This is a genomic window from Tepidibacillus sp. LV47 (genome assembly GCF_048381575.1).
Lineage (GTDB): Bacteria > Bacillota > Bacilli > Tepidibacillales > Tepidibacillaceae > Tepidibacillus.
In genome coordinates, this window is sequence record NZ_JBLWIF010000001.1 from 245,528 (window position 1) to 261,411 (window position 15,884).

At 36.8% G+C, this 15,884-nt stretch carries 14 protein-coding genes; 1 reads left to right on the forward strand and 13 read right to left on the reverse strand.

Annotated features, from left to right (window positions below; translation table 11 throughout):
- Window positions 1-12: 12 nt before the first annotated feature.
- From ACMW72_RS01230 to ACMW72_RS01240, 3 genes are all read right to left on the reverse strand, one after another.
- Window positions 13-891 carry a glycine betaine ABC transporter substrate-binding protein gene (locus tag ACMW72_RS01230; protein WP_418367013.1) on the reverse strand — a complete coding sequence of 293 codons (879 nt, stop codon included), beginning with the start codon at window positions 889-891 and terminating at the stop codon, window positions 13-15.
- 70 nt (window positions 892-961) lie between these two features.
- Window positions 962-1,795, reverse strand: a complete 834-nt coding sequence (locus tag ACMW72_RS01235) for an ABC transporter permease (protein WP_418367014.1) — start codon at window positions 1,793-1,795, stop codon at window positions 962-964.
- 3 nt (window positions 1,796-1,798) lie between these two features.
- Window positions 1,799-2,986 carry a quaternary amine ABC transporter ATP-binding protein gene (locus ACMW72_RS01240; RefSeq protein ID WP_418367015.1) on the reverse strand — a complete coding sequence of 396 codons (1,188 nt, stop codon included), beginning with the start codon at window positions 2,984-2,986 and terminating at the stop codon, window positions 1,799-1,801.
- A 351-nt stretch (window positions 2,987-3,337) separates the two neighbouring features.
- Here ACMW72_RS01240 and cudC point away from each other — a divergent pair, with 351 nt between their 5' ends.
- Window positions 3,338-3,925, forward strand: a complete 588-nt coding sequence (cudC, locus tag ACMW72_RS01245) for a choline uptake/conversion transcriptional regulator CudC (protein ID WP_418367016.1) — start codon at window positions 3,338-3,340, stop codon at window positions 3,923-3,925.
- Window positions 3,926-4,114: 189 nt separating this feature from the next.
- On the opposite strand, the gene ACMW72_RS01250 is transcribed toward cudC, so the two are convergent.
- From ACMW72_RS01250 to priA, 10 genes are read right to left on the reverse strand one after another with little or no spacing between them, the layout of a single operon-like run.
- Window positions 4,115-5,323, reverse strand: a complete 1,209-nt coding sequence (locus ACMW72_RS01250) for a D-alanyl-D-alanine carboxypeptidase family protein (RefSeq protein ID WP_418367017.1) — start codon at window positions 5,321-5,323, stop codon at window positions 4,115-4,117.
- 17 nt (window positions 5,324-5,340) lie between these two features.
- Window positions 5,341-5,988: a ribulose-phosphate 3-epimerase gene (rpe, locus tag ACMW72_RS01255; protein ID WP_418367018.1), complete on the reverse strand. Its 648-nt coding sequence runs from the start codon at window positions 5,986-5,988 to the stop codon at window positions 5,341-5,343.
- Between the two features lie 4 nt (window positions 5,989-5,992).
- On the reverse strand, window positions 5,993-6,874 hold the full coding sequence (gene rsgA, locus ACMW72_RS01260) for a ribosome small subunit-dependent GTPase A (protein ID WP_418367019.1): 882 nt from the start codon (window positions 6,872-6,874) through the stop codon (window positions 5,993-5,995).
- A gap of 13 nt (window positions 6,875-6,887) precedes the next feature.
- Window positions 6,888-8,807 (reverse strand): Stk1 family PASTA domain-containing Ser/Thr kinase, encoded by a 1,920-nt coding sequence (gene pknB, locus ACMW72_RS01265; protein WP_418367020.1) that lies wholly within the window; start codon window positions 8,805-8,807, stop codon window positions 6,888-6,890.
- Window positions 8,808-8,832: 25 nt separating this feature from the next.
- Window positions 8,833-9,582, reverse strand: a complete 750-nt coding sequence (locus ACMW72_RS01270) for a Stp1/IreP family PP2C-type Ser/Thr phosphatase (protein WP_418367021.1) — start codon at window positions 9,580-9,582, stop codon at window positions 8,833-8,835.
- A gap of 4 nt (window positions 9,583-9,586) precedes the next feature.
- Complete coding sequence (gene rlmN / locus ACMW72_RS01275) at window positions 9,587-10,642, reverse strand: 23S rRNA (adenine(2503)-C(2))-methyltransferase RlmN (protein WP_418367022.1); 1,056 nt, start codon at window positions 10,640-10,642, stop codon at window positions 9,587-9,589.
- 21 nt (window positions 10,643-10,663) lie between these two features.
- Window positions 10,664-12,031 carry a 16S rRNA (cytosine(967)-C(5))-methyltransferase RsmB gene (gene rsmB, locus ACMW72_RS01280; RefSeq protein WP_418367023.1) on the reverse strand — a complete coding sequence of 456 codons (1,368 nt, stop codon included), beginning with the start codon at window positions 12,029-12,031 and terminating at the stop codon, window positions 10,664-10,666.
- Window positions 12,009-12,965 (reverse strand): methionyl-tRNA formyltransferase, encoded by a 957-nt coding sequence (gene fmt / locus ACMW72_RS01285; protein WP_418367024.1) that lies wholly within the window; start codon window positions 12,963-12,965, stop codon window positions 12,009-12,011. The genes rsmB and fmt overlap by 23 nt, the downstream gene beginning before the upstream one ends.
- Before the next feature lie 12 nt (window positions 12,966-12,977).
- Window positions 12,978-13,442: a peptide deformylase gene (gene def, locus ACMW72_RS01290; RefSeq protein ID WP_418367025.1), complete on the reverse strand. Its 465-nt coding sequence runs from the start codon at window positions 13,440-13,442 to the stop codon at window positions 12,978-12,980.
- A 15-nt stretch (window positions 13,443-13,457) separates the two neighbouring features.
- On the reverse strand, window positions 13,458-15,884 hold the full coding sequence (gene priA, locus ACMW72_RS01295; protein WP_418367026.1) for a primosomal protein N': 2,427 nt from the start codon (window positions 15,882-15,884) through the stop codon (window positions 13,458-13,460).

The window sequence follows — 15,884 nt, forward strand, 5'->3', positions numbered from 1 at the left end:
TTCTTTTTTTGCTTACTTTCCAATCATTTTGTTTACCTTATCCTTATTTTCTTCGATCCATTTCATCGCGACCTCTGAAGCATCTTTTCCATTTTCGATCTCTAGAATCATTTTTTCAATGTCTTCTACAGATATGTTCCAATTCTTTAAGAATTGATAAACATCGGGTGCTTGTTTATCTAATCCTTTGTTCGTTAATACATGAACTTCAGATGTTTTAAAGTATTCTTTCGGATCCTTAAGTACTTTTAAGTCCCATTTTGCAAACATTGAATGAGGTCTCCAACCTAGAAAAAGAATCGGTTTTTTCTGAGAAATATATTTTTTCACTTGCGCAAGCATTCCAGATTCACTCGACGCAACATATTCTAAATCTAAACCATAACCTTTAATCATTTCGCGTGACGTCATGGTCATTCCTGCACCTTCTTCAATTCCAAATAGTTTGTTTTCGAATAACTTCTCTTTCCCCATAAGATCTTCAATAGAATTAATATCCTTAACATAAGATGGAACAACCCAACCTAATTCTCCCTCTTTGTAACTAATCGCTACATCATCAATTTTATCCCCGTATTTCTCCATATAATTTCTGTGCATATCAGGCAACCAAGCATCCATAAATACATTGATATCGCCTTTGGCTAAACCAGCATAAACAACACCTGCGTCGGCATTTTGTAATTTTACTTTATATCCCATGTCTTCAATAATCGCTTTTGCTACATAAGTAGGTGGAATAGTACTTGTCCATGGTGTGACACCAAACGTAATCGTTTTACTATCTTTTCCATTGTCATCCCTGTTAACATTTTTACTTGTCTGACATCCCCCTATTAAGACGGTAAATAATAAGAATAGAATCAAGATTTGTTTCATATACTTTTTCATTCTTTCACTCCCTTTTTTCTTTTTTTATTGATGATATATGATAAAAATGGTAAACCCATTTTCATCCCATTTATTTTTGCTTACGGCCTAATCCTTCGGTGATTCGATCTAAAATGATGGCTAAGACGACAATTCCTAATCCACCAACTAATCCCATTCCTACATTTACCCTTGTAATAGCTTGGAGAACAACAGATCCCAAGCCTGGTGCCCCAATCATCGCCGAGATAACTGCCATTGCTAATGACATCATAATGGTTTGATTAATCCCTGCCATAATCGTTGGTTTGGCAATGGGCAATTGTACCTTGACCAACATCTGCCAGGAAGTAGATCCAAATGCTTTTGCTGCCTCAATCACTTCTATTGGAACTTGTTTAATCCCAAGACTCGTTAAACGTACAGCAGGTGGAGTTGCAAAAACAAAGGTAGCAATCACCGCTGGTACTGGACCCACCCCAAACAAAAGGACGGTAGGGATTAAATAAACAAAACTAGGCAATGTCTGCATAAAATCTAAGATGGGGCGGATGATTTGATCTGCTTTTCTTGATTTTGCACTCCATATTCCAAATGGGATTCCGATCAAAATCGATAAGAATGTCGCTGATAAAACAACGGCCAACGTTTGCATTGCTTCTTTCCAAAGATCGACTGAACCAATGTATAGTAATCCAATGAAACTAAATAAAGCCACTTTCAATCCTTTTGTCCACCAAGCAAGTAAAACAATAATGGCCGTCATGATTTCTTGAGGGACCCAAGTTAAAAAGTTTTCAAACTGATCTAAAATAAGCCCTATATAATGACTGATCGATTCAAAAATCGGTCCTAATACTGGCAATAAAAAGAATTCGACAAAATCATTTGTCCATTGTTCAAGTGGTATATGAAACCAATTCATCTTTTATTCCTCCTCTTCCCTTCCTCGAACCAGTCCTGATAAGATGGTAACACGAACTATTATTCCTTTTAATTTCCCCTCTTCTACAACTGCAATCGGGTACTTTGTTTTTACAGCAATTGGAATTAATTCCTGAAGAGGAGTACTTGGCGAAGTGATAGGAAAATCTTGAACTAACATGTCCTCGACCCACTTTTTTTGATTCAAAGCTTCCAGTGTTGCATCAATGGTAAGTAGCCCTTTTAGCCTTCTTTCCCGATCCACAACAAAGATACTGGACAAGCCCGCATCTTTCATTTTCTTAATCGCGATTCTCGGTCCATCTTTCCAAGTGGTAATAACATCAGGCTTTTTCATGATATGTTCCGCAGTTAGAACTTTCGAGCGGTCCACATCTTTGACAAAAGCAGAAACATAGTCATCAGCAGGATCCGTTAAGATTTCTTCTGGTGTTCCGATTTGAACGATATTCCCATCTTTCATGATGGCAATTCGATCACCTAATTTGAGTGCCTCATCTAAGTCATGAGTAATAAATAAAATGGTCTTTTTTAATTTACTTTGTAATTGTAATAATTCATCTTGCATTTCCGAACGAATGAGTGGATCAAGTGCACTAAATGCTTCGTCCATCAGTAAAATATCAGAACCATTTGCCAATGCTCTTGCCAAACCAACTCTTTGTTTCATTCCACCACTTAATTGATTGGGGTAACTCTCTTCATATCCTGCTAGTCCTACTGTTTCAAGTGCCTCTCTCGCTTTTTTCTCCCTAATCTCTTTTGGAACCCCTTGTATTTCTAAACCATATTCCACATTTGCAAGTACGGTTCGATGAGGGAGTAAAGCAAAATTTTGAAAAACCATTCCTAGTTTTTTTCTTCTGATCATCATCAGTTCTTTTTTATCCATCTTAACGATATTTTCGCCATCAATGAAGATTTCTCCAGTCGTCGGTTCTATCAGACGATTAATCAAACGGATCAGCGTAGATTTTCCACTCCCTGATAGACCCATAATCACAAAGAATTCCCCTTCTTCCACTTCAAAAGAAACTTGGTTTACCCCTACGGTTGCACCTGTTTCTGCTAGAATTTTGGCTTTGCTTTCCCCTTTTTTTAAGCGATTTAAAACTTCTTCAGGATGCGAACCAAAGATTTTGGTTAAATTCTTGATAACGATTTTACTCATTGGTCTCCCCTCAATGTATTAAAAATTGGATTAAAATTCATTTTCATTGGTCGAAATTCCCTTTTATTCTACTATAAAACTATAAAACGAACAAACTGTATATTAAATAATATATGTTAATTTTGTATATACAGATAAAACTGTACAATATAAAACTTAAGATTCCTGATTTATTCTCCTTGATCCTCTAGTATCCTTCACTGTTTCTTTCTTTACGTGAAAAAAAATTTCATATAAAATTTTTTAACGAATATAGAAGATTCCCATACTATTTTGTATAATATTGCTTGCTTATAAAATCTAACAATAAGTGGTAATTTAAAGATGATAACCTTTGAAAGAGGAGAATTTATGTTGGTTAATCAAGGAGATATTCATTTAAATGAAGATATAAAACGTTTAGAAAAAGCGCGCGAACGTGTCATTCATTCTATCGCTGAAAATATGGATCTTTATGGAATTACAGATTCTGTTGGTCGTTTATATGGCATATTGTATTTCTCCGATCGCCCCTTAACGTTAGACGAAATGCGTGAAGCATTAGGCATGAGTAAAACAAGTATGAGTACAGGTGTTCGAACTTTATTAGAAACGAATATGGTAAATAAGGTATGGAAAAAAGGAGTACGTAAGGACCTTTATCAAGCAGAGGAAGATTGGTATCAGGTTTTCTTTGATTTCTTTTCGATCAAATGGAAAAGAGCAATAGAATTAAATTTGCATGCGATTCAGCAATCTAAAAAAGATTATGATGAATTGTTGAATAATCCTAGTACTTCTTCCGAAATAAAAGAACAAGTGCAAACGGATCTGAACAAGCTTACACAAGCTGAAGAATATTACACTTGGCTTACATCCTTAATTAAGTCTTTTGAATCAAAAAAAATATTTGAATTCATCCCTAAACCAAGTAACAAATTGAATCAAAATCTTGAATAAAAATATGTTTGTTTCGCTGGCTTATATGTTCTATATTCATATTGGGTTTGTATATTCCAACGCATTCCGTTATCCGTGTATAAATACACTCCCAAAAGTCGTTGCTTTTGGAATATACAACCCTAGCGTTAGAACATACAAGCCATTTTATATGAAAAAAAGAGTAGAGTCCTTAGAGGATTCTACTCTTTATTGTTCCAACCATCCAAACCCTTTGATCGTTTGCTTTTCTCTTTTTCTTTTTAATACCAAAATGAATCCCATCATCGAAAAAGCGAAAACAGCAAACATAAAATATATGCTACTTTTAGAGATAGGATAGGAGTTTTTGATATCTTTTGTCGCTACTAAGTCTACCGTACGAATTAATTTTTCTCCATTATAGATTGCTAATTGTCCAATCACTTCTCCCTTTTTCACAATGGTCTGGTCAAAGAAACCGATTTTTTTCTTTGTTTTAAAATGTTCTTTCATTTTTAGTTCTGGCAATTTTCCATCAACCACAACAATATACGGATTTTCTTTGGGAATATATGAGATTTCATATCCATTTAATGTCGTGAATCTTTCATTCATTTTTAAGATCGGGACTAACCTTGTCTTTTGGTATCCATAATCAAGCAATTGTTCCGCATCTTTATAAAAAGCCCTAGGATCCGATTTTAAAACGACTGCAATAAGTTCCCGACCATCTTTATTTGCTGATGCAACGATTGTACTTCGGGCAGCAACCGTATATCCTGTTTTCATTCCTGTCGCGTAAGGGTAATCCCAAAGCAATCGATTATGATTTTGAATGAAAGCATGAACATTATTCCCAATCCATTTGGCATCATAAGTTTTGGAAGATGCGATTTCCCGGAAAACAGGATTTTTTAATGCATACATTGCAAGGAGACTCATATCATAGGCAGAAGTTACATGGTTTGGATTAGGAAGACCGCTGGGATTAGCAAAATGTGTATTTTTCATTCCTAATTCCTTCGCTTTTTCATTCATCATGTCAACAAAGCCTTCTACACTACCGCCAATATGTTCGGCAATAGCGACAGCAGCATCATTACCCGAATTCAATAAGGCACCATAAACCAATTCTTTTAACCGAACTTTTTCACCTTCTACAAGATAAATTCTCGTACCATCTTGGGTCGCTGCATTTTTACTTACCGTAACGATATCATCCAGATTGCCTTTTTCAAGGGCAAGGATGACGGTCATTATTTTGGTAACACTTGCCGGATACATCGGTTTGTCCATATTTTTTTCAAAAAGGATTTCTCCAGTTGTTACATCAACTAATATAGCAGACTCTCCAACTAGATTCATTGCGAAAGCTGATTTGGGGATCATGGTATTCAGCACTAATATGAAAATGAGGATAAATATCATTCTTTTCATTTGAATCATGTACACCTTTAAATTCCTCTTAAGTGATTGATCGCTTGTTTTCGATCCCTTTGCCTAAAAATATAAGAGCCTGCAACAATAACGTTTGCCCCGGCATCAATAACTTGTTTCACCGTCTTATCGTTAATCCCTCCATCTACTTCAATGTCAGTAGATAACCCCCTTTTATCGATTAACTCTTTAAGGGCTTTAATTTTCGGTAAAACTTGGGGAATAAAGGATTGTCCGCCAAATCCAGGGTTTACTGTCATCAATAAAACCATATCCAAATCCTCTAAGACATAATCAATGACCTGTAAAGGCGTTGCTGGGTTGATGGCAACAGATGCTTTTGCGCCAAGGTTCTTAATCAAATGAATGGTTCGATGTAAATGATACGTTGCCTCGGCATGAACAGAAATGATATCAGCACCACTTTTGATAAATGGTTCAATATATTGATCTGGATTAAGAATCATTAAATGAACATCCAAGGGTAATTTGGTTCTTGGTTTAATCGCTTCTACCACTAATGGACCAATCGTGATATTTGGAACAAAATGGCCATCCATTACATCGATATGAAGGAGATCTGCTCCTCCTTTTTCAACCGTTTTGACTTCCTCTCCTAATTGAAAAAAATCAGCAGAAAGAATTGATGGTGCTATTTTAATCACTCGATTACCTCCATTTTCTCTCTTCTTTTTCTTTCACTTCTTCTAAAAACTCTAAATAATGGGAATAGCGTTCAGCTGAAATTTCTCCGTGTTCTACTGCTTCTTTTACTGCACAACCAGGTTCTTTTACATGTAAACAACCTCGAAAACGGCATCGATCGGAAAACTGATCAATATCTATAAAATACTTACCCAAGGTAGTAGAGTCAATCCCTTGAAAATCTAGTTGACTAAAACCAGGAGTATCCGCAACTAAACCATTTGAAGGAAGCTCAATCATTTGTACAACCCTAGTTGTATGCCTTCCCCTTCCAAGTTTTTGGCTAATTCCAGCAGTTTCAAGTTGAAGACTTGGAACAAGAGCGTTAAGGAGAGAAGATTTTCCCACTCCTGACTGTCCAGCAAAAACAGAAATTTTACCTTCTAATTCCTTTCCTAAATCTTCGACATCCTTGTTTTTCGAACTCGTTTTAACAACTTTATATCCCATCTTTTGATAAACATCCATCTTTTCATCGATGCTGGTTGAATCTTCTATTAGGTCCATCTTTGTTAAACAGATAAGGGAAGGAATTCCCGCTTTTTCAACATGGACAAGAAAACGATCTAATAATGCGCTATTGAAAGCTGGCTCTACAACGGAAAAAACAAGAACGACTTGATCCACATTACTAATAGGCGGACGAATCAATTCATTTTTTCTTGGCAAAATCTCGATAATATATCCTTGTTGATCGTTTATGATCTCAAAGACGACTCTGTCACCCACAAGTGGAGTTTTCTGATGTTTTTTAAAGAGTCCTCTTGCTTTGCATTCCCATATCTTCTCTCCTGATTTCACATAATAAAAACTACTGAGTGCACGGACAATCAGCCCTTCTGGCATGTCAAACCTCCACTTACTGATAATTGATTTTCTTCATTTGGAATAATTTCCCATCTCTATATACATTGATCGTACCTTGCATACCTGGCATAAGGACCAACTCGATATTCTCATAATATTTAGGTCCAGTGATTTGTTCTTCTTTCCATAGAATATTTTTCCCACGGGCATCATCGAGTGTGATTTTTATTTGAGCCGTTTCCCCTTCACTAATATCTACTAAAACATCTCCCATCACTTTTTTTGCCTCTTTAGGATAACCAAGACTAATAGAAAGATCCACTTTATCTCCAGCTGTTACCTCATCTCCTGGGGAAAACGGGAATTGACGGAAGATTTTTCCTTTTTCTTGCTCAGATGTATATTCTTTTTCGATTGTATTGATTTCTAGGCCATATTTTAGAAGGATGTTCCTCGCTTCATCTTCTGTTAATCCAATCAGATTGGGCATTGGGAATATTTTTTTCCCTTGGCTTATATATAAGGTAACTTTAGTTTCTTCAGGTCGTACCATATCGTTAGCAGAGGGATCCTGTTTGACAACATTTCCGCTAGGAACTGTATTACTGTATTCTTCTTTGATCATAATGTCTTTAAAACCCATTTGTTGAAGTAATAGGGAAGCTTGTCTTTGATCTTTATTTACTAAATCAGGCATTGGAATTTTTTCCTTCCCTAAACTTACATAGAGTGTAATTTTTTGATTGGCTTTCATTTTGCCGCCATAATAGGGCGTTTGTTTTATAACATAGCCTTCTTTTACCACCGGATCTGTTTGTTCAATAATCTCATATTGTAAATTCAGTGCCTCTAGTTGTTTAATCGCCTCATCTTTTGGCAATCCCTCAAGTCTTGGCGTATCGATTTCTGGAACTTTGAATTTACTATTAATATATTGAAAGCCGAAAATCCCAGAAAGTGCGATAATGGAAAAAATTATAATTAATGGAAATGCTTTATTTTGGAGCTTTTTCTTTTTCATTTTTCTTGATTGGGGCGTAAAAGTTGTTTGTAAATGGTCTTGCCCTATATTCTCACTAAATCTTGGAATGATAATCGTTGGATCGTCATCATCGCCTATTGATTGAAGTTGTATTCGTGGTTCGTCGATTCTTTCTGGATCAAGCGCTGTTTCTAAGTCATAAAGCATTTCTTTAGCTGACTGATAACGTTTGGTTGGATCTTTTTCTAAAGCTTTTAGAATAATATTTTCCACACTTTGTGGAATTTCAGGATTTAAATCCCGCGGGTAGACGAAATCTTCCTGTAAATGTTTTAAAGCAACGCTAATAGGGCTGTCTCCTGAAAAAGGAAGTTTCCCAGTTACCATTTCATATAAAACAATTCCTAATGAGTAAAGATCGGTTTTCTCATCAGTATATCCCCCTTTTGCTTGTTCAGGGGACAAATAATGAACAGACCCCAATACCGAACCAGTATGAGTGATCGTCGCCGAACTTAAGGTTCTTGCAATACCAAAGTCAGAGACCTTTACTTCTCCATTTTCTCCAATTAAGATATTTTGCGGTTTAATATCCCGATGAATAATATGATGTTGATGAGCATGGTATAATGCCGAAGCAATTTTCTTCGCTATGTCTAATGCACGCTCTACGGAAATCCTTCCTTCCTTTTGAATGAATTGTTTCAAAGTATGTCCTTCTACATATTCCATTACAATATAGTAAAGATCGTCTTCCTCGCCCACATCGTAAATGGTAACCACATTCTCATGAGATAAGGTCGCTATCGATTCCGCTTCTCTTTGAAATCGTTTAATAAAATCGTCTTTATGAACAAATTCTTGCCTAAGAATTTTTATTGCAACATCTCTCTTGGCCAATTGGTCAAAAGCATGGTAAACTTCTGCCATACCGCCACCGCCAATTTTTTCCAATAGTTGATAACGGCGGCCCAGTGTTTTACCAATCATCGGAATCACCTCTTTTCTTCCCCAACTATCCATGATGAATAAGAATCACAGAAATATTATCTTTCCCCTCTGCTTGATTTGCTTGATCGATGAGTTGCTTGACGATCTCGTTGGGATTTTCAGGATTCAGATTCACAAGCTCAAAGATTTTTTCATCTGAAACTTCGTTGGTGAGCCCATCTGAGCAAAGGAGTAAGGTTTGCCCTTTTTTCCAAGGAATCAAATTCATATCTAACTTGACTGATTCATCTGTACCAAGTGCTCTTGTTAAAATATTTTTCCGTGGGTGATTGATCGCATCTTCTTCCGAAATTTGACCTGATTTGACCAATTCATTGACTAAAGAATGATCACTGGTTAATTGTTGAATTTTTTCCTGATCAATTAAATAAGCACGGCTATCACCAATATGGCCAAGGAGAATTCCTTCTTCGTTAACGATTGCTGCAACAACTGTCGTTCCCATGCCACGATAGCGTTCATCATTGATTGACGTTTGATATACGACCGTATTCGCTTTTTCAATGGCCTCTTCTAAAACGCCCTTTAATTCGCTAATGCTCCTTGCTTTTGTTACATAGGGATGGAGTTCTTGATAAATGGTCTCAACTGCTGTTTTACTCGCAATTTCTCCTGCCAAATGCCCGCCCATTCCATCTGCAACAATCGCAATATAAGATCCGTTTGGATATTGTTCACTTAGGTAAACATGATCCTCATTGGATTCTCTTACCTTCCCCACATCAGATCCTACTGCTGTTAACAAGATTCTCACCCCATCACTTTAACCGAAATTCAAGATCCAGATGTTTGGCCCGTAGTTGTCCACATGCAGCTTCTATATCTCCTCCTTGTTCACGTCTAATCGTAACATTTATATTGTAATCTTCAAGAATCTTTTTGAAACGGAAAATCTGATTTTTTGGTGTTCTTGTATATTCCCTTTCCGGTACATAATTTATAGGAATTAAATTCACATGACATTTCATTCCTTGAATGAGTTTGGCTAATTCTCTCGCATGTTCGTCTTGATCATTCACATTCCCCATTAAGGCATACTCAAAGGTAATTCTCCGATTAGTCGTTTGAATATAGTAACGACAAGCTTCCATCAGTTCTCGAATCGAATATTTTTGGTTGATCGGCATTAATCTTGTTCTTAGTTCATCATTAGGTGCATGTAAAGAAACAGCTAAACCGACTTGCCATTTTAGATTGGCAAAATCATAGATTCGAGGAACGATGCCACTTGTTGAAACGGTAATATGCCTTTGGCCAATTTTTAATCCTTTATCGTCATTGACAATTTTAATGAATTGAATTGTGGCGTCATAATTTTCAAAAGGTTCGCCTGATCCCATTACCACAATACTGCTAACCCTTTCTCCAGTTTGATCTAATAATTTTTGTGATTCAACGACTTGGGCAACAATTTCACCTGGAGTTAAATTTCGAGCTAACCCTCCTAAAGTAGAAGCACAAAACGTACATCCCATTCGACAGCCAACTTGTGTTGTCACACAAACCGAGTTCCCATAATTATGTTTCATAATCACCGTTTCTATAGCATGTCCATCATAAAGTTGAAAGAGAAATTTGATCGTTCCATCTTTCGAACGATGTTCTGCAACGGTATGCAAAGCTTGAAATTCAAATTCTTCAGCAATCTTTTCCCGTAACGACTTGGGAAGATTGGTCATCTGATCGATGGAATCTACGCGTTTTACATATAACCAATGAAAAATTTGTTCAGCACGGTAAACTTGTTCCTGACGTTCTTTTAACCAAATTTCCCATTCTTTGATTGTTAAATCGTAAATGTTTCTTTTTTGCATCTTTTGTCACCATCTTATTGATTATTGTGTTTTTATCAAGCGACTAATAAAAAAACCATCCGTATCAAAATGATGAGGAAGTATTTGAATCATTCCTTTTTTTGTATCTAATCTTTCATTCACGATCTGTGGCAGATATTTTGGAAGGTTATAATCAAGTTCAAACTCTGGATGATTTTTGATAAATGATAGAACCATGTCTTGATTCTCTTCTTTTACCATCGTACAAGTGCTATAAACAAGAACACCACCAGGTTTTAACAATGGAGAAACCGTATCGAGGATTTCCCGTTGAACTGTTGTGATTTGCTGAATCTGGTCTTTTGTTTTCGCCCATTTCAAATCAGGTTTTCTACGAATGACGCCAAGCCCTGAACAAGGTACATCTAGTAAAATGCGATCAAAAACTGGAGGAAAATGTTCTCTTAATTCCCTAGCATCTGCATGAATTGTTTCAATAATATGTAAACCTAATCTCTTTTGTTGCTCTTCAATTAAGGGAATCTTATGTTTATGTATGTCTGCAGCAATAATCTTCCCCTTATCTAACATTTTTTCTGCAATATGTGTTGTTTTTCCCCCTGGAGCTGCTGCCGCATCGAGTACTGTCATTCCAGGTTTAGGATCTAAAACTTCTGCTACCAACATAGAACTACCATCTTGAATGGTGAAATATCCCATTTCATACCATTTACTTAAGGCTAAGTTCCCGACTCCTTTTACCATGATTCCTTGTTCGGACAATGGCGAAGGCCAAACCTGAATCTTATCGGCATATTCTTCTTTTAAAAGCTTGATCATTTCATCACGTGATATTTTTAAGGGATTGACCCGAAGCGATTGGTAAGGAGGAAGATTATTTACCCGACAAATTTGTTCTGCTTCCTCGATTCCATAATCCTCAATCAAACGGGAAACTAACCATTCTGGATGAGAATACTCAAGGGCAATTCTCTCTTGTTGCGGTAGATCAGTAGGAATCTTGATTTCTTCCTTTTTTCGCAAAAAATGACGTAGTACCGCATTGACCATGCCAGCAATTCCTTTATGTCCCCACTTTTTTGCAATATTTACTGCTTCATTTACCACGGCATGAGAAGGAATCTTGTCTAGATACCAAATTTGATAAATACTTAATCGAAGTAAATTGCGAATCCATGGTTCCAATTCCGCTAAAGGAATTCGTACAAAGGGTTTTAGCATCCAATCAATCCGATTCAAATGTTGGATCGTTCCATAAATGAGTTGAGTAGCAAAATTGGCATCGACTCGACTTAAGTTGTTTTTTTGCAGTGTCTGGTTTAGTTGCAGATTGCTATAGGAATGCTTTGTGTCTACTTTTGTCAGTACATCAAGAGCAATCTCCCTAGCTGTTAGCTTCTTTGTCATTGGTTTCACCTATTTTTTCTCCTTCTCGTATTTGCGCTCCTTGTAAGAAAGAAATAATGTCCATTTTCTTCTTACCTGCAGGTTGAATCTCTTTTAATTCCATTGCTCCATCCTTCGTTGCTACAAGGAGTTGATCCTTAGTTACACGTAAAACAGTTCCAGGTTCTTCTTCATGATGGTAAGGGAATGGTTCAGCCCACCAAACTTTTAGAATTTTCCCCTTCAAGGTGGTAAAGGCGACCGGCCATGGATTTAGCCCACGAATTTGGTTATAGATTTGCATACTCGTTTTATTCCAATCAATTCGTTCATCTTCTCTTTTGATCATGGGGGCATAAGTTGCCAAGTGATGGTCTTGAGGTATGGGATGAATGGTTCCTTCCTCAATCTTTTTAATCGTTTCAATCAGCAAATCCTTCCCAACTTGACTCAATTTATCATGAAGAGTTCCCACTGTATCATCAGGTTCTATGGCCACCTTTACTTGGGAAAGAATATCCCCCGCATCCATTTCCTTTACCATATACATGATCGTAATCCCTGTTTCTTTTTCTCCTTGGATAATACTATGATGAATGGGTGCAGCACCACGATACTTGGGCAATAAAGAAGCATGGACATTAATCGCTTTATATTTGGGAGTAAAAAGCAAGGGTTCAGGTATAATTTGTCCGTATGCAGCAGTTACTATTAATTCTGGTTGCCAATTTAAGATATGTTCGATCGCCTCTTCACGTTTAATTCTCTCTGGTTGATATACTTCTAATCCTAATTTAATCGCTAACTCTTTTACTGGTGATGGAGTTAAAACTTGTTTTCTTCCTTTAGGACGATCAGGCTGTGTTACCACACCAACCACTTCGTATCCATGATCGACTAATGACTGCAAAGAAGGCACCGCAAAATCAGGGGTGCCCATAAAAACAATTCGCATTCGATTTCACTCCTATATATTTAATTCTTCTTTATATAGCTCTAAGGCCAAATCTGTAAACAGAACACCATTTAAATGGTCAATTTCATGCAACAAAGCTCGTGCTTTTAACCCTGTACCTTCGACAATAATCTCCTCACCGTGGCGGTTAAGTCCTTTAACTTTTGCATAGTTTGCTCTTTTTACTTTTCCTACCACTCCAGGTACACTTAAACATCCTTCAGGACCTATTTGCTCACCGTCTTGTTCAACCACTTCAGGGTTGATCAACTCAATCAATCCATCACCTACATCGACGATAATCACGCGTTTTAGAATCGCAATCTGTGGTGCAGCTAAGCCAACACCATTTGCATCATACATCGTTTCCGCCATATCATCTAACAATTTATGAATTCTTGGCGTAATTTCTTTTACCGGTTTTGAAACTTCCCTTAACAAGGGATCGGAATCTTTTAATATGACACGAATTGCCATTAACTTTCATCCCTCCTATAACAGCATATATGGATCCACATCTACTTGGATAAGTAATTTCCGATCTTTGATTATTTCATTTATAATTTGAATCCCTTGATAAATTCCTTGATTGACTCTTGAAGATTCATCATTATATTTTATCACGCATTGAAATCGATATCTATCTTTAATCTTTGGGATCGGTGCAACGGCAGGACCTAATATTTCTACTGGTCGATGATTCATAATCCGTTTTAATTCTCTTGCAAACCGTTCTATTGCTTTCATCGCTAACACAACATCCTCGTGGCTAAAATGAATGATAATCATCTTTGTAAATGGTGGATAATGTAATTGTCTTCTCTTTTCTAATTCTCTCCTAAAAAAAGAGTTGTAATCATTCAAACCTGCATAGCGGATACTATAATGATCTGGATCATAAGTTTGAATAATCACATCCCCTGGTAACTCATGTCTTCCTGCTCTTCCACTCACTTGGGTCAAGAGTTGAAACGTGCGTTCAGCTGAGCGGAAATTAGGAATACGTAATAAAGAATCAGCGGCAAGTACACCAACTAATGTAACTTTGGGAAAATCAAGACCTTTTGCGATCATTTGTGTTCCAAGAAGAATATCTGCTTGTTCATTTTTAAATGCATTGAGTAAACGTTCATGAGCTCCTTTTTTGCTTGTCGTATCCACATCCATACGAATAACCCGAACTCCAGGAAAACGTTTTGTCAATTCCTCTTCCACTTTCTGAGTACCGGTACCAAAATAACGGATATAAGGACTATGGCACTCAGGGCATCGTTTGACTTGCTGGGTTGTATAACCGCAATAATGACAACGTAAGGATTGATCAGAATGGTGATAAGTTAATGATATATCACAATGGGGACATTTCATCACATAACCACAGGAACGACACATCACAAAAGTGGAATAACCGCGTCGATTAAGAAATAAGACGATTTGCTCTTTTTTTTCTAGTCTTTCCACGATTTTCTCTTGTAACATTTGGCTAAACATGGAACGGTTACCCTTACGAAGTTGTTCCCGCATATCCACAATGTGAATCATGGGTAACTCTCTACCTAATACCCGTTTGGGTAATTCTAATAATTGATAGTTTTTTGTTAAAACTTGATAATAAGATTCTAAAGAAGGGGTGGCACTTCCAAGTACTAATGTGGCATGATGATAATTTGCTCGCCAAATGGCGATATCTCGTGCATGGTATTTTGGATGCTCCTCTTGTTTATAAGAACTTTCGTGTTCCTCGTCAATAATGATCAGACCAAGTTTTTGAAAGGGAGCAAAGATCGCAGATCTGGCACCTACCACGATCTTTGCCTTTCCTTTTTGGATCCTACGCCACTCATCATAGCGTTCCCCTTGCGACATTCTGCTGTGCATAACAGCTACTAATTCGCCAAATCGCCCTTTAAACCGTTCCACCATCTGCGGTGTTAGCGATATTTCGGGTACAAGCAAGATAGAGTCTTTTCCAAGATTAAGCGTATGTTGGATTGCATTTAAATAGATTTCCGTTTTCCCACTTCCAGTTACTCCATGAAGCAAAAAAGGTACTGAACGTTCTTTTTCTAGCGATTGAATAATTTGCGACAAAACTTGTTCTTGCATTGGCGTTAACATGATTTTTTTGTCTTGAAAAAGACGATCTTTATACGGATCGCGATATTCTTCTTTCTCTTTTATCAATAGATAACCTTTTTTTACTAGGGATTGAACCGTGTTTCTTGTTATCTTTAACACAGAAAGCAATTCTAATAAGCCTACTTCTTCCGTTTCGTGAGTAATAAAAAAATCGAGAACCATTTTTTGTTTCGTAGCTTGTTTTGGTAAAGCGGCCATCTCTAATAATAACTGTTCTTTCGGCAAACGAGATTGCACATACGTTTTCTTTTTGTTTTTTGTTTTGTCCTTAAACTCCCTTTGTAATTCTAAAAAACCGGACTGGATAAGCTTTTTGATTGTTTTCTCTTCACTAGGAAATCTTTCTATTAACTTCATCCTATGAATCGGTTGACGGGGTTTCACCCAATCGATAATTTCCATTTCAATCATCGATAAACCTGCAAAGTCTTCGTTTCCAAGAATAATATATTCTTCTATCTGTGTTTTTAATGCAGATGGTAGAAGGATTTGATACGTGCGAAATAATTGACTAACATAATGTTCACTCATCCATTTGCCAAGTTGAATCATTTCTTGACTTAAAACGGGGATGATATCAAGTACTTCGTGAATGGGCTTAACATTTGCTATTTCTGTTGTTTCATGTAAATCGACTACATATCCCTGGGCCATACGTCCTGCTAAGGGGACGAGAACACGACTCCCCACTTGTAATGTTGAACGAAAAGAATCAGGAATGAAATAATCAAACCCTTGGTGTTTTAAATCTGGAATATCAACTACGACAGTTGCATACAT